This is a genomic window from Nonomuraea sp. NPDC049486 (assembly GCF_040676925.1).
Taxonomy (GTDB): Bacteria; Actinomycetota; Actinomycetes; order Streptosporangiales; family Streptosporangiaceae; genus Nonomuraea; species Nonomuraea ferruginea.
The window spans coordinates 133,152-155,806 of record NZ_JBFAPV010000011.1; the positions used below are offsets into that span (position 1 = coordinate 133,152).

A 22,655-nucleotide genomic window follows, 5' to 3' on the forward strand; every position below is an offset into this window, starting at 1 on the left:
TTACTTATCGCTCGGTCAGTAATAAGGTCGCACACGAGTGGGCATCGACGCAACGGGGCGCGAGAGGAGACAGGGTGAGCACGCTGCTGGAGAGCTACGCAGCCGGACGGTGGTTCCGCGCGGCCGACGACGGGGAGCCGCTGCTCGACGCGGCCACGGGCGAGGAGGTCGCGCGCCTCTCCAGCCGAGGGCTGGACATCGCCGCGATGGTCCGCCACGCCCGCGAGACCGGCGGCCCCGCGCTGCGGTCCCTGACCTTCCACGAGCGGGCCGCGCTGCTCAAGGCGCTGGCCAAGCACCTGTCTGAGCGCAAGGAAGAGCTGTACGCGCTGTCGGTGCGTACCGGCGCCACCTCGCGCGACACCGCCGTGGACGTCGACGGCGGCATCGGCACCCTGTTCAGCTACGCCAGCAAGGGCGTACGGGAGCTGCCGAACGACACGGTCTTCCTGGACGGCGGCCTGGAGCGCCTGGGCAAGGGCGGCACGTTCGTCGGCCAGCACCTCTACACGTCCAGGCCGGGCGTGGCGCTGCAGATCAACGCCTTCAACTTCCCCGTCTGGGGCATGCTGGAGAAGCTGGCCCCGGCCTTCCTCGCCGGGCTGCCCTCGATCGTCAAGCCCGCCAGTCAGACGTCCTATCTGACCGAGCTCGCCGTCCGGCTGATCGTCGGCTCGGGCATCCTCCCCGAAGGCTCGATCCAGCTCGTCGCGGGCAGCGCGGCCGGGCTGCTCGACGAGCTGACCGTGCAGGACTCGGTGGCCTTCACCGGCTCGGCGCACACCGCCGGGATCCTGCGCCGCCACCCGAACGTGCTCGACGGCGGCGTGCTGCTCGGCGTCGAGGCCGACTCGCTGAACTGCTCCGTCCTCGGCCCCGACGTGCGGCCGGACGACCCGGAGTTCGACCTGTTCGTGAAGGGCGTCGTCACCGAGATGACGGTCAAGGCGGGGCAGAAGTGCACGGCCATCCGCCGCGCGCTGGTGCCCTCGGCGATGGCCGACCAGGTGGTGGAGGCGCTGGCCGCGCGCCTTGCGCGGGTGACCGTGGGCGACCCGCGCAACCCCGACGTGCGGATGGGCGCGCTGGCCGGGCTCGGCCAGCGCGAGGAGGTGCGCAAGGCCGTCGAGGCGCTGCGCGCCGGCGCCGACGTCGTGGCCGGCGACCTCGCGGGCGGGCCTCTGCTCGACGGGGACGCGACGCGCGGCGCGTTCATGACCCCGCTCCTGCTGCGTGCCCGGCCCGGCGCCACCGAGCCGCACGAGGTGGAGCCGTTCGGGCCCGTCAGCACCGTGCTCACCTACGACACCCTGGACGAGGCGGTCGCCCTGGCGGCGCGGGGCCGGGGCAGCCTGGTCGCCTCCGTCGTCACCCACGACCCCGAGGTCGCCCGGTCCGTCGTGCTCGGGCTCGCGCCGTGGCACGGCCGGGTCCTCGTCCTCGACCGGGACGACGCCGCCGAGTCCACTGGTCACGGTTCGCCGCTGCCCGTCCTCGTCCACGGCGGCCCGGGGCGGGCCGGCGGCGGCGAGGAGCTGGGCGGGGTGCGCGGCGTGCTGCACCACATGCAGCGGACCGCCGTCCAGGCCTCCCCCGACCTGCTCACCGCCGTCACCGGGCGCTGGACGACCGGCGCGGCGCGCATCGACTCGGACGTACACCCGTTCCGCAAGTCGCTGGCCGAGCTGCGGATCGGCGACACGATCGCGTCGCCGCCGCGCACGGTCTCGCTCGACGACATCGAGCACTTCGCCGAGTTCACCGGCGACACCTTCTACGCGCACACCGACCCGGAGGCGGCCGCGCGCAACCCGCTGTTCGGCGGCATCGTCGCCCATGGATATCTGGTCGTCTCGCTGGCGGCCGGGCTGTTCGTGGACCCCGCGCCGGGGCCGGTGCTGGCGAACTTCGGCGTGGACGCGCTGCGCTTCCTCACGCCGGTCAAGGCGGGCGACGCCATCGCCGTGACGCTGACCGTCAAGCAGATCACGCCGCGCAGCGGGGCCGGCCACGGCGAGGTCCGCTGGGACGCCGTCGTGACCAACCAGGAAGGGCGCGCGGTCGCCACGTACGACGTCCTCACGCTGGTGGCCAAGACGTGGGACGAGAACGCGCGGTGAGCGACACCGGCGAGGGCTGGCCGGCACGTCCTGCCGCTCCGCTGGACGACGTGGACCGGGCGATCATCGCCGAGCTGCTGCGCGACGGGCGCATGTCGGTGCGGAACCTGGCCGAGCGCGTGCACATCTCGCGCGCCAGCGCCTACGCGCGCCTGGCCAGGCTCCTGGACGACGGCGTGATCACGGGTTTCACGGCCGAGCTCGCGCCGGCGAAGGCGGGCCTGGGCACCAGCGCGTACGTCTCGGTGGCCATCGAGCAGAACACCTGGCGGCAGGTGTCGGCGCGGTTGCGCGAGATCGCGTACGTGGAGCACATCGCCATGGTCGGCGGCGACTACGACCTGCTGGTGCTGGTCAGGACACCGGACAACGAGGCGCTGCGGCACATGGTGCTGGAGCGCATCCAGGACATCCCCGGCGTGCGCGCGACCAGGACGTGGCTGGTGTTCGACGAGGCCCGCGGCCGGGGCGCGGAGTGGTGAGCCAAACGTCCGGCTCACCCTCCGCAAGAAACCCGATTGGATCGACATTTGGCCCACATAAGCTCCATTTTTGGCCATTTGTCGCTGTTTGTACGTGATGTCTTGAGCAGGTGGCTCGCGCGGCACACGCTTCTCTTGTCAAACGTCCAGAGAAAGCGAGTGTCGCCATGTCCCATCACCAGGTGGCCGGCCTTCTCCCCGCGCCCGTCCCGGTGCGCTTCGTCGCCGAGGACGGCACCGCCGTCGATCCGCCCGCCGGTTACCGGGCGCCCGCGGACGAACAGCTCGCCGAGGCCTACCGCCGGATGGTCCTGGGCCGCCGCTTCGACCGCCAGGCGACCGCGCTGACCAAGCAGGGCAGGCTCGCCGTCTACCCGTCCAGCATGGGGCAGGAGGCCTGCCAGGTCGCCGGCGTGCTCGCGCTGGGCGCGGACGACTGGCTGTTCCCCACCTACCGCGACTGCGTGGCCCTGGTCGCGCGCGGCCTCGACCCGGTCGAGGTGCTCACCCTGCTGCGCGGCGACTGGCACTGCGGCTACGACCCCGCGGCCACCCGCGTCGCGCCCCAGTGCACGCCGCTGGCCACCCAGACCGTGCACGCGGTCGGCATGGCCGAGGCGCTGCGCCGCAAGGGCGAGGACGCGGTCGTGATGGCCTTCGTGGGCGACGGCGGCACCAGCGAGGGCGACTTCCACGAGGCGCTCAACTTCGCGGGCGTGCTGCGCTCCCCGGTCGTGTTCTTCGTGCAGAACAACAAGTACGCGATCTCGGTGCCGCTGGCCAGGCAGACCGCGGCCCCGGCGCTCGCGTACAAGGGCGTCGGGTACGGCGTCCGCTCCGAGCAGGTGGACGGCAACGACCTGGTCGCGGTGCTGTCCGTGCTGACCGAGGCGGTGCGGCACGCCCGTGAGGGAGGCGGCCCGTTCCTGGTAGAGGCGCACACGTACCGCATGGACGCGCACACCAACGCCGACGACGCCACCCGCTACCGCGACGACGAGGAGGTCGAGCGGTGGGCGGCGGCCGACCCGCTGGCCCGGCTGGAGACCTACCTGCGCGACCGGGGCCTGCTCGACGCGGCGGGCGTCACGGCGGCGCGCGAGGCGGCCGAGGCGTTCGCTGCCCGCGTCCGCGACGGCCTGAACGCCGACCCGGAGACGGACCCGTACGAGCTGTTCGACCACGTCTACGCCGACCCCACGCCGCAGTTGCGCGAGCAGCGCGAGCTGCTGGCGGCCGAGCTGACCGCACCGGAGGAGTGACATGACCGCGATGTCGATGGCGCAGGCGCTGAACGCCGCCCTGCGCGACGCGCTGCGTGCGGACGAGCGGGTGCTCGTCTTCGGCGAGGACGTCGGGCCCCTGGGCGGCGTGTTCCGCGTCACCGACGGGCTGACCAAGGAGTTCGGCGAGGAGCGGTGCTTCGACACGCCGCTGGCCGAGTCCGGCATCGTGGGCCTCGCGGTGGGCATGGCGATGGGCGGGTTCCGGCCGGTGGTGGAGATGCAGTTCGACGCCTTCGCCTATCCGGCGTTCGAGCAGATCGCCTCGCACGTGGCCAAGACGCGCAACCGCACCCGCGGCCGGGTGACGCTGCCGATGGTGATCCGCGTCCCGTTCGCGGGCGGCATCGGCGGCGTCGAGCACCACTGCGACTCCAGCGAGGCGTACTACGCCCACACGCCGGGGCTGAAGGTCGTCACGCCCGCGACGGTCGAGGACGCGTACTGGCTGCTGCGTGACGCCATCGCCGACCCCGACCCGGTGATCTTCATGGAGCCGAAGCGGCTGTACTGGTCCAAGGAGGCGTTCTCCCCCAGCGGGCGGCGGCGCGCGCCCGGGTTCGGGCAGGCCGTGGTCCGGCGCGAGGGCCGCGACGCGACGCTCGTGGCCTACGGGCCCGGCGTGCCGGTCGCGCTCCAGGCCGCCGAGGCGGCGGCCGCCGACGGGGTCTCCCTGGAGGTGGTCGACCTGCGGACGATCGTCCCGTTCGACGACGAGACCGTCACGTCCTCCGTACGGAAGACCGGGCGGTGTGTCGTGATCCAGGAGGCGCAGGGGTTCGCCGGGGTGGGCGCCGAGATCGCGGCGCGGGTCCAGGAGCGCTGCTTCCACTCGCTGGCCGCGCCCGTGCTGCGGGTCACGGGCTTCGACATCCCCTATCCGCCGCCGAAACTGGAGCACGCCCATCTGCCGGACGCCGACCGGGTCCTGGACGCGGTCGACCGGCTGCAGTTCGACGACCGGCCCGACGTGGTGCACCTGAGCAGGGAGGCGTCATGACCGCGGGGCAGGTGTTCCGGCTGCCCGACCTGGGCGAAGGGCTGACCGAGGCGGAGATCCTCGACTGGAAGGTGTCCGTCGGCGACACCGTCGAGATCGACCAGATCGTGGTGGAGGTCGAGACCGCCAAGGCTGCCGTCGAGGTCCCGGTCCCCTACGCGGGCACCGTCCTGGCCCTGCACGCAGAGCCCGGCGCCGTCCTGTCCGTGGGCGCGCCCCTCATCGAGGTCGCCGCCGAGCACCCGGCGGCGGCCCGCTACCGCGACGAGGAACGCGCCGGCTCCGGCAACGTCCTCATCGGCTACGGCACCACCCCCACCCCACCCCGCCGCCGCCGCACCCGTCCCACCACAAACGCGAACGCCACAACAGCCCCCCGCTCCACCGCAGACCTCACTACCACCACTAACCTCACCCCCGCCACAAACCTCCGCCCCGCCGCAGACCGGCGGCCCGCCACAGACTCCCGCCCCACCACAGACCGGCGGCCTGCCGCAGACCTCCGTCCGGCTGCGGAATCGCATCCCGCCGCAGAGCCCAGCCCCGCCACAAACCTCCGTCCCGCCGCAGACCGGCGGCCCGCCACAGATCCCCGCCCGGCAGACCTCCGCCCCGCTGCGGAATCACGGCCTGTCGCGGAGGTGCGGAGGCGGGAGGCGGCTGGGGGGATGGCGCCGCGGGTGATCTCGCCGTTGGTGCGGAGGATCGCGCGGGAACATGGGATCGATCTCGACGAGGTCACGCCCACCGGGCCGCGTGCGGTGATCCTGCGCCGCGACGTGGACCGAGCCATCACCGACCGCGCCCGCGCCACGGCGGGGAGGGCGCCGGTGGCCGACCGTTCCCAAACCACGGCGGGGAGAGGGCCGGTGGCCGACCGTTCCCAAACCACGGCGGGGAGAGGGCCGGTGGCCGACCGTTCCCAGGACGCGGCGGGTCAGGAGCGCGTGCCGCTGCGGGGGGTGCGGCGGGCTGTGGCGGAGAAGCTGAGCCGCAGCCGCGCCGAGATCCCCGACGCCACGACGTGGGTGGACGTGGACGCGACCGAGCTGCTCGCGGCCAGGGACGCGCTCCGGCGCGACCGCGCCGATCTCGGCATCGGCCTGCTGGCCCTGCTGGCCCGCATCTGCGTGGACGGCCTGCGCCGCTTCCCCGAGCTGAACTCCACGGTGGACGTCGCCCGTTCCGAGATCGTCCGGTACGGACACGTCAACCTCGGATTCGCCGCCCAGACCGACCGCGGGCTCGTCGTCCCCGTGGTCCGCGGGGCGCACCGGATGACCACCGCCCAGCTCGCCGCGGAGCTGACCCGGCTCACCGGCCTGGCACGCACGGGCAAACTCCCGCCCGAGGCGCTGACCGGCGGCACGTTCACGCTCAACAACTACGGCGTCTTCGGCGTGGACGGCTCCACCCCGATCATCAACCACCCGGAGGCCGCTCTCCTGGGCGTCGGCCGCGTCATCGACCGCCCCTGGGTGCACGGCGGCGCGGTCGTCCCCCGCAAGATCACCCAGCTCTCCCTCACCTTCGACCACCGGGTCTGCGACGGCGGCGCGGCCGGCGGGTTCCTGCGCCACGTGGCCGACCTCGTGGAGAACCCGGCGATCCTGCTCGCCCACGTCTGAGCGTCAGGAACCGCCCGGCACCACCAGGCCGGACTCGTAGGCGATGACGACGAGTTGGGCCCTGTCGCGGGCGTGGAGCTTGGCCATCGCCCGGTTGACGTGGGTCTTGGCGGTCAGCGGGCTGATCGCCAGGCAGTCGGCGATCTGGTCGTTGGACAGGCCCTGCGCGACCAGGGCGACGCTCTCGCGTTCCCGGTTGGTCAGCTCTTCGAGCCCTCTGCCGGTGCCGAGGGTGATCGGCCGCGTGACGTACCTGTCGATGAGTTTCCTGGTGATCGACGGCGCGAGCAGCGCGTCGCCGCGGGCCGCGACCCGCACGGCGTGCAGGAGATCCTCGGGCACGATGTCCTTGACCAGGAACCCGGCCGCGCCGGCGCGCAGCGCGTCGAAGACGTACTGGTCCAGGCCGTAGTTGGTCAGGATGACGACGTGCACCCCGGCCAGCGCGGGGTCCGCGGCGATGCGCCGGGTCGTCTCGATGCCGTCGGCGACCGGCATCTGGACGTCGACGAGCGCGATGTCGGGCAGATGCTCCCTGGCCAGGGCCAGGCCCTCGACGCCGTCGCCGGCCTCGGCCACCACCTCGATGTCGTCCTCCAGGTCGAGGAGCGCGCGGAACCCGCTGCGGATGAGCGGCTGGTCGTCGACCAGCAGGACGCGGATCACGGCAGCCGGTCCACGGGGAGTTCGGCCCGGACGGTGAAGCCGCCCTCGCCGCGCGGCTCCGCCCGCAGGCGTCCGCCGAGTGCGGTGACGCGTTCGCGCATCCCGAGCAGCCCCACGCCGGGCACCGGGACGGTGTCCTGGTTGGCCCTGCCGTCGTCGTCGACGCGTACTTCGAGCGTGTCCGGGCGGCAGTCGATCCGGACCGAGGCGGTCGCGGCGGCGGCGTGCCTGGCGACGTTGGTGAGCGACTCCTGGACGATCCGGTAGACGGTCCTGCTCACCGCGGCGGGCACGTCCTGCCGCCGCCCCTCGATCGTCAGGGTGGCGTCCAGGCCGATGGCGCGGGCCCGTTCCACCAGCTCCGGGACGTCGTCGAGCCCGCGCGGCGGGGTCGTGTCGTCGTCGCGCAGCGCCTGCAGGGTCGCGCGCAGCTCGCGGGCCGCCTCGCGCCCGGCCTCCTGGATCGCCAGCAGCGCCTCCGGCACCTGTTCGCCGCGTCTGCGGGCCACGTGCACGGCGACCTCGGCCTGCAGCTTGACGATCGAGATCTGGTGGGTGAGCGAATCGTGCAGCTCCCTCGCGATGCGCAGCCGCTCCTCGTCGGCGCGGCGCCGCGCGGTCTCCTCGCGGGTGCGCTCGGCCTCCTCCGCCCGCCGCTCGGCCTGCCGCAGCGCCTCGCCCGCCGCCCCGGCCGCGACCAGCCAGGCCAGCTCAAGAGCGCCCCGGGCCTGCGCGAACGCCTCGCCCATGTCGTACGATCCCGAGGCCACGGCGGCGAGCGGCAGCGCGGCCAGCATGGTCACGCTCGCCACCACCGTGACGACGCGGTGCCCGGCCCGTACGGCGGCGTACACCGCGAACAGGAACGCGACGGCGGGCACGTCGAAACCGGCCGCCTGGTAGCCCACCGCGCACAACCCGGTGACGACCAGGACGGGGACCGGCGCCCGGCGGCGCGCGGCCAGCGCCAGGCCACCGGCGACCAGCGCCGCGTAGCCGGCGGGGTTCGCGGAGCCCTGCCCGGACAGCCCGGTGACCAGCAGCGCCGCCGCCACGCAGCCGGCGATCGCCCAGTCGAGGGCACGGGACCGTCCTGTGCTCATGCGCGCACCATAGCCCGATGCCGTCGCGGGCGGATCCTGCGTACGGACGATCGCCGGGCTACCGCGTCCGCGGTACTTCCACGGATCCTGCGGCGCCGGCGGCAGCGCGCATCGCCTCCCCTGGCCGGACGACCGGCGGCGGGTCCGGAGGACACCATCGGGACACGTCCAGTCCCAGGAGGAGAGTCTCATGTCCGTCACCTTCACCCTGCTCGGAGTCGTGGACCCCGTCGACGCCTACGCCATGACGTCCGGGCGGCTCTGGTCCGCGGTGGGCGCGCTGCTGGGCCTGGCGGGCACGGTGGTCGGCGGGCTGGCCGTGGCCCGCGCCACCGGTCGCATCGGCGCCGGCACCGGCAGAAGGGGAGCCGTCGTGGCCCTGGTGGCGGGGCTGGCGGGCGCGGCCGTCGGCGGGCTGGTGGTGGCCGCCGCCGAGGGCGGTCCCGGCACCGGTTACGGCATCGTCGGCGGCTATGTCGCCGTGGTGGTGGGCCTGTGCTCCGTCGTGCTCGGCGGGCTGGCGCTGACCCGCCGCGTCCGCCGCTGATCGCCGGGCCCGTATCATCGCGGCATGCTGAACCCCAGCAGGCGGGCGGTGCTCCTGGCCGCCGGTGGGCTGATCGCCGGTTGCTCGCGGCAGCGCGAGGTCGGCGAGATCGACCTCCGGCTGGCCACCGGGCCGGCGGGGGCGGTCTACCGGCGCATCGGCGGCTCGATGGCGGCGCACATCTCCGAGCAGGTGCCGGGCGTCACGGTGCGCACCGTGCCGAGCGGTGCGTCCACCGACAACATCCGGATGCTCCGGGCCGGCGCGGTGCACCTCGGGCTGACGAGCCTGGACGCGCTGATCCTTACCGACGGCAGCGCGCCCGAGGAGCTCTCGGCGATCTGCCGGCTCTACGACAGCCACCTGCATCTCGTGGTCATGGCCGGTTCGGCGATCGAGGAGTTCGGCGACCTGGAGGGCAAGCGCATCTCGCTCGGCGCCCGCGACTCGGGCACCGAGTTCACCTCGCTGCGGGTGCTGGAGCTGGGCCCGGTCGACACCGACAGCCGGTATCTCAGCCAGGCCGAGTCGGCGGCGGCGCTGCGCGAAGGCGTGATCGACGCGATGTTCTCCCTGACCGGCGTCCCGACCCCGGCCATCACGGAGCTGGCGCAGCGCCACCCGATCCGCCTGATCCCGCTGGACGCGCAGGCGGGTGCGCTCTTCACGGCGTTCCCCGGCCCCTACGCGCCGGCCATGATCCCCGCGACCGCCTACGCCGGCGTCCCTGCCACCCGCACCTTCGCCGTGCCCAACGTGCTTCTCGTACGGAACGATCTGCCGGCCGACCTGGTGTACGCCATCACCGACACGATCTTCACCCACACCGGCACGATCTCCTCCGCCGGCCGCGGCGACACCGAGGCCATTCCCGAGGCCTGGCACATCAACGTCCGCACCGGCATCTCGACCGCGTCGATCCCACTCCACCCGGGCGCCGCCGCCTGGTTCCGCGACCGCAAGCACTGACCGGCACGCCGCACGAGACATGAGTCAGTTGCAGGGCTATCGTTGTTGCAAGTCATTTGCAATTACGAGGAGAGATAGCTCATGGGTGACTACACCCTCCCGGACATGCCGTACGACTACGCGGCCCTGGAGCCCGCGATCACCGGCGAGCTCCTTGAGCTGCACCACGCCAAGCACCATGCCGCCTACGTCAAGGGCGCGAACGACACCTTGGAGAAGCTGGCCGAGGCACGGGACAAGGGCGAGTTCGGCGGCCTGGTCGGGCTGGAGAAGACGTTCGCGTTCAACCTCTCGGGCCACGTGCTGCACACGATCTTCTGGGAGAACCTGTCCCCCGACGGCGGCGACCGCCCCGACGGCGACCTCGGCGCGGCGATCGACGAGCACTTCGGCTCCTTCGACGCCTTCAGGAAGCAGCTCACCACCGCCACCGCCACCGTGCAGGGTTCCGGTTGGGGCGTGCTGGCCTGGGAGCCGCTGGGCCGCCGCCTGGTCGTCGAGCAGGTGTACGACCACCACGGCAACGTCGGCATGAACACCACCCCGCTGCTGGTGTTCGACGCCTGGGAGCACGCGTACTACCTGCAGTATCGCAACGTGCGCCCGGACTACGTCGAGAAGCTGTGGGACCTGATCAACTGGAACGACGTGATCTCCCGCTACGACGCCGCCCGCGGCGTCTGACCCGGACCGGCGCCGCCCGCCCGGCCTGAGCTTGGTCCGCGGGGCCGGGCGGGCGCCGCCCTCAGTTTGATGCGACTTGCCTGCAATTGCGACTTATATGCAGAATGAGGTGTTTCATATCGCGATTGCCCGATCCTCTCACCACCGGAGCCCCACCACATGAGCCGCCCGCCCCATACCGCCCCGAAGTCAGGTTCCACGCCGAAGGCGGTGGCCGGATCATGAAGAAGCTGCTCGTCCTGGCGGCGGCTCTGACGCTGACCGCCTGCTCACAGGCTCCCGCCGCCCAGGAGCCCGAACAGCGGGCGGCGCCGCAGGCCGGCTTCCCCGTCACGGTCGAGAACTGCGGGCGCACCCTCACCTTCGACCGGCCGCCGGCCAAGGTCGTGACCGGCTACCACCCCTCCCTGGAGACCCTGTTCGCGCTCGGCCTGGGCGACCGGATCACCGGGCGGACGAACTTCTCCGAGAGCGCGTTCCTGCCCGGCCACCAGGAGCAGTACGACAAGATCCCGGAGATCTCCGACACGATCATGATGCCGCAGAAGGAGATCATGCTCTCCCAGGGCGCCGACTTCATCGTGGACAACCAGATGGCCAGCTTCGACGCCGCCGGCGGCTACGCCACCGTGGAGGAGCTGGACGCGGCCGGCAGCCCCGTCTACATCCTGGGCGGCTGGTGCAGCCCCGAGGAGGTGCTGCGGTTCACCCTCGACGACACCTTCGACGACCTGCGCAACCTCGGCAAGATCTTCGGCGTCTCCGACCGCGCCGAGAAGCTGATCAGCGAGCTGCAGGGCCAGCTGGACGACGTCAAGAAGCGCGTCGAGGGCCGCACCCCGGTCAAGGTCCTGGCCACCGACGGCGGCAAGGGCCCGGTCAACGCCTACGGCGGCTCCGGCATCACCCACCAGATGATCACCCTGGCCGGCGGCGAGAACGTCCTCAAGGACGTCAAGGGCGACTACACCGAGGTCAGCGCCGAACAGGTCAGCGCCTCCCAGCCTGAGGCCGTCCTGATCAGCGACTACTCCACGCTGCGCGGCGAGGACATGCCCAGCTCGCCCGCCAAGGCCGCCGAGACCTTCGCCATCGTCAAGAACAGCCCGGCCGCCGAGGAGCAGCGCTACCTCGCCGTGCCAGTAGCGGCCCAGCATCCCGGCTACCGCAACCTCCTGGCCGTCACCGACATCGCCAGGTTCCTGCACCCGGACGCCTTCACCCAGTGACCAGCACCACCCGGCAGAGCCCGGCGCAGACCGTGCTCGTCCCGCGAAGCCGGCGCGTGAGCCGGTTCCTCCTGCTGGTCGCCGCGCTGATCGCCGCCGTGGTCGCCTCGACCTGGCTGGCGGTCAGCATCGGCGCGGTGCCGGTCGCCCTGCCCCAGGCCTGGGGCATCGTGGCCGACCGCGTCATCCCGGGCGTGGTCCCGCAGACCTGGACCCCGGTGCAGGAGCAGATCGTGTGGGAGTTCCGGCTGCCGCGCGCGCTGCTGGCGCTGCTCGTCGGGGCCGGGCTGTCGGTGGTCGGGGCGGTGCTGCAGGCGCTGGTGCGCAACCCGCTGGCCGACCCGTTCCTGCTCGGGGTCTCCTCCGGCGCCTCGTTCGGGGCGGTGCTCGTGCTGATCCTGGGCGCCTCCGCGCTGGGCGGGCTGTCGCTGTCGGCCGCCGCCTTCGCCGGCTCGCTGCTCGCGCTCGTCCTGGTGTACATGATGGCTCAGCGGTCCGGACGGCTCACCCCGTCGCGGCTGGTGCTGTCCGGGGTGGCGCTGGCGTACCTGTTCCAGGCCGCCTACAGCTTCGTCCTGCAACTGGCGCAGAGCGGGCGGGCCGCCCAGCAGGTGCTCTTCTGGCTGATGGGCAGCCTCGGCGGCGCCCGCTGGCACGTGCTGCCCCTGCCGGCGGTCGTCCTGGCCGCCGGGGTGGCGTATCTGCTGCTGCAGCACCGCCCGCTGAACGCGCTGGCCGCCGGGGAGGAGACGGCCGTCTCGCTCGGCGTGAACGTGAACCGCTTCCGGCTGAGCCTGTTCGTGCTGACCTCGCTGCTGGTCGGGGTGATGGTGGCCACCAGCGGCGCGATCGCGTTCGTCGGCCTGATCGTGCCGCACGCGGCCCGGCTGCTCGTCGGCGCCGACCACCGCCGGGTGCTGCCCGTCACCGCCCTGCTCGGAGCCGTGTTCCTGCAGCTCGTGGACATCGCCGCGCGCACCGTCAACGCCCCTCAGGAGCTGGCGCTCAGCATCGTCACCGCGCTGTTCGGCGTGCCGTTCTTCCTGTGGCTGCTGCGCCGCCGCTCGGTGGACCGGGCGGTGAGCGTCCAGTGAGGCTCGACCTGCGCGGCGTGTCCGTCGCGCTCGACGGCACCCCGATCGTGCGCGAGGCCGACCTGCTGGTGGACGACGGCGAGTTCGTCGGCCTGGTCGGGCCGAACGGCTGCGGCAAGTCCACCCTGCTCCGCTCGATCTACCGGGCCCTGCGCCCCTCGGCGGGGCTCATCACCGTGGACGGCGACGACGTGCACCGGCTGCCCGCCCGCGAGGCCGCCCGGCGCACCGCCGTCGTCGCCCAGGAGACCCCGCCCGACCTGGACTTCACCGTGGCCGAGATCGTCGCCATGGGCCGCACCCCGTACAAGTCCGACCCCCGCGCCGACGAGGAGCTGTGCGCGCGGGCGCTGGACCGCGTCGGCCTGACCGGCGCCGCCGGCCGGATCTTCGCCACCCTGTCCGGCGGCGAGAAACAGCGCGTCCTGCTCGCCCGCGCCCTGGCCCAGCAGACCCGCCTGCTCCTGCTGGACGAGCCCACCTCCCACCTCGACATCCGCCACCAGCTCGAACTGCTGCACCTGGTGCGCGAGCTCGGCGTCGCCACCCTGGCCGTGCTGCACGACCTCAACCAGGCCGCCGCCTTCTGCGACCGCCTGTACGTGATGAACGCCGGTCGCATCGTCGCCGGCGGCCCGCCCGAGCAGGTCCTCACACCCGAGCTGATCTCCGAGGTGTACGGGGTGCGCGCCGTGCGGCGGACCCAGCTCGTCTTCGAACGGCTCAAGGACGAGCGGTGACCCTCAGGCCGGGGCTCCGGACGACTCCGCCACCGGCAGCGCGACCACCGCGGCGAACCCGTACCCGGACCCGTCCGGGCGCGGCAGGCCGTCCTCCAGCCGCAGCTCGCCACCGGCCGCGCCGACCAGGTCGGCGCAGATCGCCAGGCCCAGGCCGGTCCCGGACACGTTCTGGTGGCGCGGCGAGCGCCAGAACCGCCGCAGCGCCTGGGCCCGCTCGGACGCCTCGATCCCCTGCCCGTCGTCGCGCACCGCGATCGTGACCACGCCCCCGCCCGCGGGGACGGCCCGGGCGGTGACCTCCACCACCCGCGCGTCCGACAGCCGCAACGCGTTGCTGATGAGCTCGTCCAGGATGCTGCCCAGCCCGCCGGTGGGCTCCAGCAGCCGCAGCCCCGGCGGCACGTCGACCGCGAGCGTCTGCCCGGCCGTCGCCGTCAGCGCCCGCCACCGCTCCACCCGGGTCGCCAGCACCGCGTCGAGGTCCACCGGGGACGCCGTCCGGATGCTCTCCATCCGCGCGCTGGCCTGCAGCGAGTTCAGCAGCCGCTGCATGGCCTTCAGCTCGTCCACGGCGACGTCGTACACCTGCCGCCCGTCACCGGCGGCGCGCAGGTGCGGTTCGAGGCTCTCCACGGCGAGCCGGAGGCTGGTCAGCGGGTTGCGGAGCTGGTGGGAGGCGTCGGAGACGAACGCCCGCTGCCGCTGCACGGCGTTCTCGACCGCGTCCATCATGGTGTTGAACGACTCCGCCAGCCGCCGCAGCTCGGCGGGCCCGGCCTCGGCGTCGGCCCGGATGGTGAGGTCGCCCTGCGAGATCCGCGAGCTCGCCGCGTCCAGCTCCCGCACGGGCCGCAGCACCCACGCCGACACCGGCCAGGCGACCGCCATCAGCGCGATCAACGGCAGCAGCCCGATCCCGGCGAGCTGGGCCCAGCGCAGCATGATGCGCCCGCGCGTCTTCGACAGGTCGGAGATCGTCACGATGGCGCCGACCACCTCGCTGTCGCGGCCCACCGGCTCCGCGACCACGAGCGCCGACCCGGCCCACGGCGCCCAGTCACCGGACGGTTCCGGCCGCGCCCCGGCCAGCGCGGCGGTGACGATCGGGCCCATGCCCGGCTCGCTTCGCGCCGCCTCCCGATAGGCGTCCGTGGGCCCGAGCAGCACGGTGCCTGAGGTGTCGATCACCGCGACCGGGATGCCGTAGAGCTCGTGGTAGCGGGCCAGCTCCAGTTGGAGCGCCTCGGTCCGCCCGGTCGACAGCGCGGTCTCGGCCAGCGACGCGAACCGGCCGACGTCGTTCAGCCGGTCGACGTACGTCTCCTGCACCTCCCGTTCGGCCACCGTGACGCTGAGCGGGACCCCGAGCGCGGCGACGAGCATCACCGCGAGGGGCACCAGGACGACGAGCAGCCGGCGGTGCACGGCGCGTCAGCCGGTCGGCTCCGGCCGGTCGGCCAGGAGCCTGTAGCCGACCCCGTGGACGGTGCGGATGACCACGGCCGGGCCGATCTTCTGTCGCAGCGCGGCGATGTGGGTGTCGAGGGTGCGGCTCGACGACTCCCAGGTCGCGCCCCAGATCTGGTCGAGGATGACGTCGCGGCTGACCACGTTGGGCGCCCGACGGGCCAGCAGCAGGAGCAGCTCGAACTCCTTGCGGGTGAGCGTCACGGGCGTGTCGTCGACGGTGACCTCGCGGGTGCCGACGCCGATGCGCATCGGGCCGAGGAGGAGCGGCTCGTCGGGGGCGCTCAGGGCGCGGGCCACCCGGGTGCGCCGCAGCACGGCGTCGATCCGGGCCAGCAGCTCGGGGATGCCGAACGGCTTGACGATGTAGTCGTCGGCGCCTGCGCGCAGGCCGCGGACTCGCTCGTGCTCCTCGGAGCGCGCCGTGACGGCGATGACGGCGGTCTCGGGGCGGTCGCGCAGCTTGCGGATCACGTCGAGCCCGTCGCCGTCGGGCAGGCCCAGGTCGACCAGGACGACGTCGGACGGGGCCGCGCGCACGGCCTCCGCGGCGGTGGCGAGGCGGTGGACCTCGAAGCCCGCCTGGGCCAGGACGGTCACCAGACCCCGGGCCACGCGGTCGTCATCCTCGATGATGGTGATCCGCATACCGGATTGTACGGCCCGGTCCGACTTCGTGGTTAACCAGTTCTTGGGATTCTCCTGACATCTGGCGCATTCCTTGGGATTCCTCTGACACTATCCGCGCCCGTACCAGCCCAGACTGAGGCCGCGCACTCACCCAAGAACGCGAATGCGCCGAAGAGGAGGCCGCGACATGAGAACGACCAGCAGGTACCGGGCCGCCGCGCGGATGATCGCCGTCATCGGCGTCGTCTCGCTGGCCGCCGCCTGTGCGGGCAACGGAGGCGACGGGGGCACCACCGGCGGCGGCGACACCGCAGGCTACCCGGACCAGAACATCACCTTCGTCGTGCCGTTCAGCGCGGGCGGCCCGACCGACACGGTCACCCGCATGATCGCCGAGCCGATGGCGGCCAAGCTCGGCGCCAAGATCGTCGTACAGAACGTCGAGGGCGCGGGCGGCACCGTCGGCGCCGGCGAGGTCGCGCGGGCCGAACCCGACGGCTACACCGTGCTCATGCACCACATCGGCATGTCGACGGCGCCCGCCCTCTACCAGAACCTCGGCTACCAGCCGCTGGAGAGCTTCGAGACGGTCGGGCTCGTCACCGAGGTGCCGATGACGGTCGTCGCCCGCAAGGACTTCGCGCCCGCGACGCTCCAGGACCTCGTGACCCACGTGAAGGCGAACGCCGACAAGGTCACGCTGGCCAACGCCGGCATCGGCGCCGCGTCCCACCTGTGCGGGCTGCTGTTCCAGACCGCCGCCGGCGTCAAGCTGCAGGAGGTCCCGTACGAGGGCACCGGCCCCGCGCTGACCGACCTCGTCGGCGGCCAGGTCGACTTCATGTGCGACCAGACGACCAACACCAGCGGCCAGATCTCCGCGGGCGAGGTCAAGGCGTACGCGGTCACCACGCCGGAGCGGGTCAAGAGCCTGCCCGACCTGCCGACCACGGCCGAGGCGGGGCTGCCCGGCCTGGAGGTCAGCGTGTGGCACGGCCTCTACGTCCCGAAGGGCACCCCGCAGGACGCCGTCCAGAAGCTGTCCGAGGCGCTGAAGACGGCGCTGGCCGACCAGAAGGTCGTCGACCAGATGGCCAAGCTCGGCACCGCGCCGGTCCCGGCCGAGAGCGCCACCCCCGAGGCGCACCGGACCAAGCTCCAGGAGCAGCTCGGTACCTGGGCGAAGGTCATCGCCGACGCCGGGATCAAGGCTTCCTGACGTGGAGCACCGCCGGTCCTTCCCCGACGTCCTCGCCGGGGGGATCTTCGTCCTGATCGGTGGCGCGTTCGTGGTGGGGTCGCTCGGCTACGAGCTGGGCACCCCGCTGCGGATGGGCCCCGGCGCCTTCCCGCTGCTGGTCGGCGCGATCGTGGCCGCCCTGGGCCTGGGGATCGTGGTCAAGGGGCTGGTCGCCGGCGAGATGATCGCCTTCGGCACGATCCCCTGGCGCGCGGTCGCCGTCATCGTGCTCGCGCTGATGTTCTTCGGATTCACCGTACGGGGCCTCGGGTTCGTGCCGACGTCGGCCGTGACCGCCCTGCTCACCACGCTGGCCGGCAAGCACGTACGGCCGCTCACCGCCGTGGTCGTCGCGGCCGGGCTCACCGTGGCCAGCACGCTCATCTTCGTCGTCGGCCTCCAGCTGCGGATCCCGCTCTGGGGCCCGTGGCTCGGGTTCTGACGCGGCATCCGGATTGAGGCATGGACCTACTCGAAAACCTCGCGCTCGGCCTCTCGACCGCTCTCCTGCTCCAGAACGTCCTCTGGTGCTTCGTGGGAGTGCTGCTCGGGACGATGGTCGGTGTGCTGCCCGGCATCGGGCCGACGGCGACGGTGGCGATGCTGCTGCCGATCACCTTCAGCTTCGAGCCGGTGACGGCGCTGATCATGCTGGCCGGCATCTACTACGGCGCGCAGTACGGCGGCTCGACCACCGCCATCCTGATCAACCTGCCCGGTGAGTCGTCCGCGGCCGTCACCGCGCTGGACGGGCACGAGATGGCCCGCCAGGGCAGGGCCGGCGCCGCCCTGGCCACCGCGGCGATCGGATCCTTCATCGCGGGCACGGTCGCGACGGTCGTGCTGGCCGTCGCGGCCCCGCCGCTGGCCCGCGTCGCGTTGCAGTTCGGCCCCGCCGAGTACTTCGCGCTGGTGCTGTTCGGCCTGATCGTGTCGATCGCGCTGGCGCGCGGCACCGCGCTCAAGGCCCTCGCGATGATCTTCCTGGGCGTCCTGCTCGGCACGGTCGGCCAGGACATCTACACCGGCACCCCCCGGTTCACCTTCGACCAGCGCGAGCTGTACGGCGGGATCGACTTCGTGTCGGTCGCCGTCGGCATGTTCGGCGTGGCCGAGATCCTGCGCAACCTGGAGAACGAGCAGACGCGCACGGCGATCGTCGACAAGGTGCGGAACCTCTGGCCGACCCGCGAGGACCGGCGCCGCATCGTCGCCCCCATCCTGCGCGGCACCGGTCTCGGCGCGGCGCTCGGGGTCCTGCCCGGCGGCGGCCACGTGCTGGCCTCGTTCACCTCGTACGCCGTCGAGAAGCGGATCTCGAAGCGGCCGCAGGAGTTCGGGCACGGCGCGATCGAGGGCGTCGCCGGCCCCGAGTCGGCGAACAACGCCGCGGCGCAGACGTCGTTCATCCCGCTGCTCACCCTGGGCCTGCCGGCCCACCCGGTGATGGCGCTGATGATCGGCGCGTTCATCGTGCACGGCATCACCCCCGGCCCGAACGTCATCACCGACGAGCCCGCGCTGTTCTGGGGCCTGATCGCGTCGATGTGGATCGGCAACGTGCTGCTCGTGCTGCTGAACCTGCCGCTGATCGGCATGTGGGTGCGCATGCTGCGCATCCCGTACCAGGTGCTGTTCCCGATGATCATCCTGTTCGCCTCGATCGGCACGTACTCCCTGGGGTTCAACGCCTACGACGTCTACGCGATCGTGCTCTTCGGGCTCCTGGGCTACATCCTGATCAAGTGCGGCTGCGAGCCGGCCCCGCTGCTGCTCGGCTTCGTCCTCGGCCCCCTGCTGGAGGAGAACCTGCGGCGGGCGCTGATCATCTCCCGCGGCGACGCGTCGGTCTTCCTGACCCGGCCGATCTCCGCGGCGCTCCTGGCCCTGTCGGTGGCGGCGCTCGCCCTCTCCGTCCTCCCGGCGATCCGCAAGCGCCGCGAGCAGGTGTTCACCGAGGACGAGTGAGCCCGGCCATCGTGAGGGCGGCGAGCACGGTGACGAGCGGGATGGCCGGCAGCGCGGCGGGGACCAGCGTGACCACCAGGGTCCCCGCCGCCGCCCCGACCACGACCGCCGTCAGGATGGCGATGTCGCGCACCATGGCCCCCGCCAGGCCGCCGGAGGTGAGCAGGGCGGCGATGACGCCGGTCAGCGTCCCCGTCAGGTACGTCGTCGACACCGCCCGGCGGCCGCCCAGGGCGCGCATCGCCGCGCTCTGCAACCCCATGGCCATCGCCGTCAGAACCAGCAGGACGTGCAGCGCCACGGCGGACGGGCGGCCACCGGTCACCTCCCAGCCCACCGCGAACGCCACCAGCGCGAGCAGCTCCGCACCGAGCACCGCGATCATCCCGCCGCGGCCCGCGACGCCGGTGCCGGCGGCGACCCCCAGCACGTACCCGATGACCGCGGTGACGGTGGTGAGCAGGTGCGCGAGGTCGGCGGTGCCGATCGCGTAGCCGGACACCACCAGGTTGCCGGTCATGACACTGCTGAACACCCCGCCGAGCCGGATGAAGCTGGCCGCGTCGACCGCTCCGGTGCCGATGGTGAGGACCACGGCCATGGCGGTGAGCGGAAGGTCCAGCCGCTCGCGCCCCATCAGCGGCGCGTCACGGGCCCACGACCGTCCCGCATCGCACCCTCCCCACACCCGACGTCACGCTCCGTACCCATTCCACCACGAAGCGCCACCACATGCCTGACACGCGCGGCCGATGGAATGCGGGCGCGGTCGCCGCCGTTGTCGGAAGTGCGAGCCCGACCATGGGTCCGCCCGGACGAGACGCGCCGTACCCGGCCTGCAAAGACGACGCTCCTTTCATGGAAGGAGCCGTCATGGCTTGGATCATGCTGGTCGCCGCGGGTCTCTTCGAGATCGCCATGGCCTACGCGCTCAAGCAGAGCAACGGGTTCTCGCACTTGCTGCCGAGCATCGGTTTCGTCGTCTTCGCCGTGCTCAGCTTCGGTCTGCTCGCGCTCGCACTCAAGACCCTCGACGTCGGTACGGCCTATGCCGTCTGGACAGGCATCGGCGCGGTCGGGACCGCCGCGCTGGGCATGATCCTGCTGGGAGAGAGCGTGTCCCTCCTGAAGCTCGCCTCGATCACCCTCATCATCGCCGGCGTCGTCGGCCTCAACCTGGCGAGCGGGGGCCACTGACGGGCCCGGATCCGAGGACGCCTTTCCGATGCCCGGCAACCAGTCGTTCGTGGACGAGCTCAGGCAGCGGTTACGCAGATCCCGGGGCGGGAGCCGATCTCGCCGGAGCGGCTGCTGTTCGCCGTGGTCCGCCGCACCTACGAGGAGCTGGCCGACCGCGGCCTGAGGTTCAACGCGTTCGACGTCTACGCGATCATGTTCTTCGGGCTCCTGGGCTACGTCCTGATCAAGTGCGGCTGCGAGCCGGCGCCGCTCCTGCTCGGTTTCGTCATCGGGCCGCTGCTGGAGGACAACCCGCGGCGGGCGCTGATCATCTCCCGCGGCGACGCGACGGTCTTCCTCACCCGCCCGATCTCCGCGACGCTCCTGGCCCTGACGGCGGCGGCCCTGGTCATCACCGTCCTCCCGGCCATCCGCAAGCGCCGCGAGCAGGTGTTCACCGAAAACGACTAGGTCAGGGAAGCGCGGGAGGAGGCGTCATGCGCAGCTCCGTCGCCACGGCTTCGGCGATGCGCACCGCCTCCTCCCGCACGAGCGATCGGTTTGTGCACGGGCGCTTACTCATGAGAGTCGCAGAGCCCTGTCTGGTAGGCGATCACGACCAGTTGCGCGCGGTCGCGCGCCCCCAGCTTTCCCATGATGCGGCTGACGTGGGTACGCGCGGTGGCCGGGCTGAGGAACAGCGCGGCACTGATCTCCTCGTTGCTCATGCCCTGTCCCACCTGCGCGAGCACCTCGCGCTCACGCTCGGTCAGCACGGCGAGCCGGTCCTCCCCGGACTTGGCCGCCCGGCGCCGCGCCGTGAACTGGCTGATGAGCCGACGGGTCACCCGGGGCGCGAGCAGCGCGTCGCCGGCGGCGATCACCCGGATGGCGTGCAGCAGTTCGGCGGGGCCCGCGTCCTTGAGCAGGAAGCCGCTAGCCCCCGCCTGCAGCGCCTCGAAGACGTTGTCGTCGGTGTCGTACGTGGTCAGGATGAGCACCTTGACCTGCTCCAGCCCGTTGGTCTCGGCGATCTGGCCGGTCGCGCGGATCCCGTCCAGCCGGGGCATGCGGATGTCCATGAGCACGACGTCGGGGCGGGTGGCGCGGGCCAGCTCGACGGCCTCCGCGCCGTTGGTGGCCTCACCGACCACCGCGATGTCGTCCTCCAAGTCGAGCAGCACCTTGAAACCGGAGCGGACCAGGCGTTCGTCGTCGGCGAGCAGCACCTTGATCGGTAACGTGCCGGTCACGAGCGCGACCCGACAGGGGAGAGCGGCAGGCGGGCGCTGACCTCGAACCCGCCGCCTGGCCGCGACCGCGCGTCGAGCTCGCCGCCGAGCAGCAGGCAGCGCTCGCGCATCCCGCTGATCCCGCGGCCGGACGACGGCGAGCCGCCGGCGCGGGCCGGCACGTGCGAAGACTCGCGCCGGCCCTCGTCGGTCACCCGGATCCGCAGGGCGTCGAGCCCGGGTTCGAGCACCACCGTCACCCGGGTCGGGCCGACGTGGCGGACCACGTTCGTGATCGACTCCTGCACGATGCGGTACGCGGCGCTGCCCACCGCGCTCGGCAGCGGCGTGATCGGCGAGCTCTGCTCGAGGCTGATCTCCAGCCCCGCGTCGCGGGCCTTGCCGGTGAGCTCGTGGATCTCGTCGAGGCCGGGGTACGGCTCGCGTTCGTCGCCGTCGCGCAGGACGCCGAGGATGGCCCGCATCTCGCGCAGCGCCCGCGAACTGGTCTGCTCGATCGTGCGCAGCGCCTCGCGGGCCTGCTCAGGCCGCTTGTCCAGCACATGGGCGGTGACACCGGACTGCACGTTGATGATGGCGATGGCGTGGGCGACGGTGTCGTGGACCTCGCGGGCGATGCGCAGCCGCTCGGCGTCGACCCGCGCCCTGGCCTCTTCCTCCCTGGAACGTTCGGCCAGCTCCGCCCGCTCCTGCGCGTCGGCCGCGATGACCCGGCGGGACCGTACGGACTCGCCCAGGGTCGTACTGATCACCGAGGCGCCGATCCGGAAGAAGACCCAGCCGACCGCCACCCGCGGCTCGATGTCCGCCGCGGCGACCAGCCAGACGACGCCGAGCACGGTGATGCCCCCGGCGGCGACCTGCAGCGACCGGCGGCCGTCGCCGTAGGCGGCGAGCGTGTACAGGGCGATGAAGAGGGCGAGGCTGGACAGCTGGTCGGGGAAGCCGAGACTGTAGTAGACGGCGTTGGCCAGGGCCACGACCGCGAACACCGCGACGGGCCACCGGTGGCGGGCGGCCAGCGCCAGGCCGCCGACGATCAGCAGGACGTAGCCCGCGTTCCCGAAGTCGTCCAGTTGCCTGGCGATCGGCTTGAACGTCGTGAAGTCCGCGACCCCCTCGAAATGCACCAGTGCGCCCTGGATCTGGACCACGGCGACGAACAGCGCCAGTAGCACGTCCGATAACCAGGGCGACCGGCGCGAGACCCAGGCGGACGTCAGCTGCGGCAGCGCTCGCAGACCCATGTCTTGATCGTACAACTTTGACTGGCTTCGGGATCCCGCTCCGGTGCGTGATCAAGGTACGACGAAGGGCGTAGCGGGCCCGTTCTTCGTACGCGTATTGACGTAGTCGGCGTCATCCCTCGT

General features: G+C 72.4%; 23 protein-coding genes and 1 riboswitch. Of the genes, 16 read left to right on the forward strand and 7 right to left on the reverse strand.

Annotated features, from left to right (window positions below; all coding sequences use genetic code 11):
• The first annotated feature begins 74 nt into the window (after positions 1-74).
• The 5 genes from paaZ to AB0K05_RS29680 all read left to right on the forward strand — a co-directional run bounded on the left by paaZ (position 75) and on the right by AB0K05_RS29680 (position 6,513).
• Positions 75-2,120: a phenylacetic acid degradation bifunctional protein PaaZ gene (gene paaZ, locus AB0K05_RS29660; protein WP_345482976.1), complete on the forward strand. Its 2,046-nt coding sequence runs from the start codon at positions 75-77 to the stop codon at positions 2,118-2,120.
• Between the two features lie 41 nt (positions 2,121-2,161).
• Entirely contained in the window at positions 2,162-2,602 is a 441-nt protein-coding gene (locus AB0K05_RS29665) for an Lrp/AsnC family transcriptional regulator (protein WP_219546059.1), read from the forward strand.
• A 167-nt stretch (positions 2,603-2,769) separates the two neighbouring features.
• Positions 2,770-3,864 carry a pyruvate dehydrogenase (acetyl-transferring) E1 component subunit alpha gene (gene pdhA / locus AB0K05_RS29670; protein WP_271279502.1) on the forward strand — a complete coding sequence of 365 codons (1,095 nt, stop codon included), beginning with the start codon at positions 2,770-2,772 and terminating at the stop codon, positions 3,862-3,864.
• Between the two features lies 1 nt (position 3,865).
• Positions 3,866-4,885 carry an alpha-ketoacid dehydrogenase subunit beta gene (locus tag AB0K05_RS29675; RefSeq protein WP_219545957.1) on the forward strand — a complete coding sequence of 340 codons (1,020 nt, stop codon included), beginning with the start codon at positions 3,866-3,868 and terminating at the stop codon, positions 4,883-4,885.
• On the forward strand, positions 4,882-6,513 hold the full coding sequence (locus AB0K05_RS29680; RefSeq protein WP_364233448.1) for a 2-oxo acid dehydrogenase subunit E2: 1,632 nt from the start codon (positions 4,882-4,884) through the stop codon (positions 6,511-6,513). The genes AB0K05_RS29675 and AB0K05_RS29680 overlap by 4 nt, the downstream gene beginning before the upstream one ends.
• Positions 6,514-6,516: 3 nt before the next feature.
• On the opposite strand, the gene AB0K05_RS29685 is transcribed toward AB0K05_RS29680, so the two are convergent.
• Both AB0K05_RS29685 and AB0K05_RS29690 read right to left on the reverse strand, forming a co-directional pair.
• Positions 6,517-7,179: a response regulator transcription factor gene (locus tag AB0K05_RS29685; RefSeq protein WP_364233451.1), complete on the reverse strand. Its 663-nt coding sequence runs from the start codon at positions 7,177-7,179 to the stop codon at positions 6,517-6,519.
• Positions 7,176-8,282 carry a histidine kinase gene (locus tag AB0K05_RS29690; RefSeq protein ID WP_271279500.1) on the reverse strand — a complete coding sequence of 369 codons (1,107 nt, stop codon included), beginning with the start codon at positions 8,280-8,282 and terminating at the stop codon, positions 7,176-7,178. Before AB0K05_RS29690 ends, AB0K05_RS29685 begins: the two co-directional genes overlap by 4 nt.
• Before the next feature lie 190 nt (positions 8,283-8,472).
• Between AB0K05_RS29690 and AB0K05_RS29695 the strand changes: the two genes are divergently transcribed.
• The 6 genes from AB0K05_RS29695 (at position 8,473) to AB0K05_RS29720 (ending at position 13,545) form a co-directional block, all read left to right on the forward strand.
• Positions 8,473-8,829, forward strand: coding sequence for a DUF6223 family protein (locus AB0K05_RS29695; protein ID WP_148034998.1), 357 nt, complete (start codon positions 8,473-8,475; stop codon positions 8,827-8,829).
• Between the two features lie 24 nt (positions 8,830-8,853).
• Positions 8,854-9,798, forward strand: a complete 945-nt coding sequence (locus AB0K05_RS29700; RefSeq protein WP_148034999.1) for a TAXI family TRAP transporter solute-binding subunit — start codon at positions 8,854-8,856, stop codon at positions 9,796-9,798.
• A gap of 81 nt (positions 9,799-9,879) precedes the next feature.
• A complete protein-coding gene (locus tag AB0K05_RS29705; RefSeq protein WP_364233455.1) occupies positions 9,880-10,482 on the forward strand; it encodes a superoxide dismutase in 603 nt (200 codons plus the stop codon).
• Between the two features lie 221 nt (positions 10,483-10,703).
• Positions 10,704-11,711 (forward strand): ABC transporter substrate-binding protein, encoded by a 1,008-nt coding sequence (locus tag AB0K05_RS29710; RefSeq protein ID WP_271279498.1) that lies wholly within the window; start codon positions 10,704-10,706, stop codon positions 11,709-11,711.
• Positions 11,708-12,805, forward strand: a complete 1,098-nt coding sequence (locus AB0K05_RS29715; RefSeq protein WP_219545964.1) for an iron ABC transporter permease — start codon at positions 11,708-11,710, stop codon at positions 12,803-12,805. The genes AB0K05_RS29710 and AB0K05_RS29715 overlap by 4 nt, the downstream gene beginning before the upstream one ends.
• Positions 12,802-13,545, forward strand: a complete 744-nt coding sequence (locus AB0K05_RS29720) for an ABC transporter ATP-binding protein (RefSeq protein ID WP_364233459.1) — start codon at positions 12,802-12,804, stop codon at positions 13,543-13,545. The genes AB0K05_RS29715 and AB0K05_RS29720 overlap by 4 nt, the downstream gene beginning before the upstream one ends.
• A 3-nt stretch (positions 13,546-13,548) precedes the next feature.
• Here AB0K05_RS29720 and AB0K05_RS29725 read toward each other — a convergent pair whose 3' ends face one another.
• Together AB0K05_RS29725 and AB0K05_RS29730 are read right to left on the reverse strand one after the other, a co-directional pair.
• Positions 13,549-14,973 (reverse strand): HAMP domain-containing sensor histidine kinase, encoded by a 1,425-nt coding sequence (locus AB0K05_RS29725; RefSeq protein ID WP_364233461.1) that lies wholly within the window; start codon positions 14,971-14,973, stop codon positions 13,549-13,551.
• A gap of 6 nt (positions 14,974-14,979) precedes the next feature.
• The gene (locus AB0K05_RS29730) at positions 14,980-15,663 is read right to left on the reverse strand and encodes a response regulator transcription factor (RefSeq protein WP_148035004.1); all 684 of its coding nucleotides are present in this window, start codon (positions 15,661-15,663) and stop codon (positions 14,980-14,982) included.
• Positions 15,664-15,832: 169 nt separating this feature from the next.
• On the opposite strand from AB0K05_RS29730, the gene AB0K05_RS29735 reads away from it, so the two are divergent.
• Genes AB0K05_RS29735 through AB0K05_RS29745 form a run of 3 tightly spaced genes read left to right on the forward strand, consistent with a single transcriptional unit; the run spans position 15,833 to position 18,853 of the window.
• On the forward strand, positions 15,833-16,864 hold the full coding sequence (locus AB0K05_RS29735; protein ID WP_219545967.1) for a tripartite tricarboxylate transporter substrate-binding protein: 1,032 nt from the start codon (positions 15,833-15,835) through the stop codon (positions 16,862-16,864).
• Position 16,865: 1 nt separating this feature from the next.
• Positions 16,866-17,327 (forward strand): tripartite tricarboxylate transporter TctB family protein, encoded by a 462-nt coding sequence (locus AB0K05_RS29740; RefSeq protein ID WP_364233465.1) that lies wholly within the window; start codon positions 16,866-16,868, stop codon positions 17,325-17,327.
• A 20-nt stretch (positions 17,328-17,347) separates the two neighbouring features.
• Entirely contained in the window at positions 17,348-18,853 is a 1,506-nt protein-coding gene (locus tag AB0K05_RS29745; RefSeq protein WP_148035006.1) for a tripartite tricarboxylate transporter permease, read from the forward strand.
• On the opposite strand, the gene AB0K05_RS29750 is transcribed toward AB0K05_RS29745, so the two are convergent.
• On the reverse strand, positions 18,837-19,490 hold the full coding sequence (locus tag AB0K05_RS29750) for a DUF1275 family protein (protein WP_364233468.1): 654 nt from the start codon (positions 19,488-19,490) through the stop codon (positions 18,837-18,839). The two genes, AB0K05_RS29745 and AB0K05_RS29750, sit on opposite strands and share 17 nt — an antisense overlap.
• Positions 19,491-19,641: 151 nt before the next feature.
• A riboswitch (guanidine-III (ykkC-III) riboswitch) is annotated at positions 19,642-19,707 on the forward strand.
• Between the two features lie 19 nt (positions 19,708-19,726).
• Here AB0K05_RS29750 and AB0K05_RS29755 point away from each other — a divergent pair.
• Both AB0K05_RS29755 and AB0K05_RS29760 read left to right on the forward strand, forming a co-directional pair.
• On the forward strand, positions 19,727-20,050 hold the full coding sequence (locus AB0K05_RS29755; RefSeq protein ID WP_364233470.1) for a multidrug efflux SMR transporter: 324 nt from the start codon (positions 19,727-19,729) through the stop codon (positions 20,048-20,050).
• 123 nt (positions 20,051-20,173) lie between these two features.
• The gene (locus AB0K05_RS29760) at positions 20,174-20,503 is read left to right on the forward strand and encodes a hypothetical protein (protein ID WP_271276127.1); all 330 of its coding nucleotides are present in this window, start codon (positions 20,174-20,176) and stop codon (positions 20,501-20,503) included.
• Between the two features lie 104 nt (positions 20,504-20,607).
• Here the strand turns inward: AB0K05_RS29760 and AB0K05_RS29765 are convergent, their stop codons facing one another.
• Together AB0K05_RS29765 and AB0K05_RS29770 are read right to left on the reverse strand one after the other, a co-directional pair.
• Complete coding sequence (locus tag AB0K05_RS29765; RefSeq protein ID WP_271276128.1) at positions 20,608-21,285, reverse strand: response regulator transcription factor; 678 nt, start codon at positions 21,283-21,285, stop codon at positions 20,608-20,610.
• A complete protein-coding gene (locus AB0K05_RS29770; RefSeq protein WP_271276129.1) occupies positions 21,282-22,532 on the reverse strand; it encodes a sensor histidine kinase in 1,251 nt (416 codons plus the stop codon). Before AB0K05_RS29770 ends, AB0K05_RS29765 begins: the two co-directional genes overlap by 4 nt.
• Between the last annotated feature and the right edge of the window lie 123 nt (positions 22,533-22,655).

Coding starts and splice junctions, on each gene's coding strand:
- AB0K05_RS29735 (WP_219545967.1), top strand. CDS start 15,833: ATGAGAACGACCAGCAGGTACCGGGCCGCCGCGCGGATGATCGCCGTC.
- AB0K05_RS29690 (WP_271279500.1), bottom strand. CDS start 8,282: ATGAGCACAGGACGGTCCCGTGCCCTCGACTGGGCGATCGCCGGCTGC.
- AB0K05_RS29730 (WP_148035004.1), bottom strand. CDS start 15,663: ATGCGGATCACCATCATCGAGGATGACGACCGCGTGGCCCGGGGTCTG.
- pdhA (WP_271279502.1), top strand. CDS start 2,770: ATGTCCCATCACCAGGTGGCCGGCCTTCTCCCCGCGCCCGTCCCGGTG.
- AB0K05_RS29755 (WP_364233470.1), top strand. CDS start 19,727: ATGGCTTGGATCATGCTGGTCGCCGCGGGTCTCTTCGAGATCGCCATG.
- AB0K05_RS29770 (WP_271276129.1), bottom strand. CDS start 22,532: ATGGGTCTGCGAGCGCTGCCGCAGCTGACGTCCGCCTGGGTCTCGCGC.
- AB0K05_RS29705 (WP_364233455.1), top strand. CDS start 9,880: ATGGGTGACTACACCCTCCCGGACATGCCGTACGACTACGCGGCCCTG.
- AB0K05_RS29700 (WP_148034999.1), top strand. CDS start 8,854: ATGCTGAACCCCAGCAGGCGGGCGGTGCTCCTGGCCGCCGGTGGGCTG.
- AB0K05_RS29675 (WP_219545957.1), top strand. CDS start 3,866: ATGACCGCGATGTCGATGGCGCAGGCGCTGAACGCCGCCCTGCGCGAC.
- AB0K05_RS29745 (WP_148035006.1), top strand. CDS start 17,348: ATGGACCTACTCGAAAACCTCGCGCTCGGCCTCTCGACCGCTCTCCTG.
- AB0K05_RS29695 (WP_148034998.1), top strand. CDS start 8,473: ATGTCCGTCACCTTCACCCTGCTCGGAGTCGTGGACCCCGTCGACGCC.
- AB0K05_RS29750 (WP_364233468.1), bottom strand. CDS start 19,490: ATGGGGCGCGAGCGGCTGGACCTTCCGCTCACCGCCATGGCCGTGGTC.
- AB0K05_RS29680 (WP_364233448.1), top strand. CDS start 4,882: ATGACCGCGGGGCAGGTGTTCCGGCTGCCCGACCTGGGCGAAGGGCTG.
- AB0K05_RS29710 (WP_271279498.1), top strand. CDS start 10,704: ATGAAGAAGCTGCTCGTCCTGGCGGCGGCTCTGACGCTGACCGCCTGC.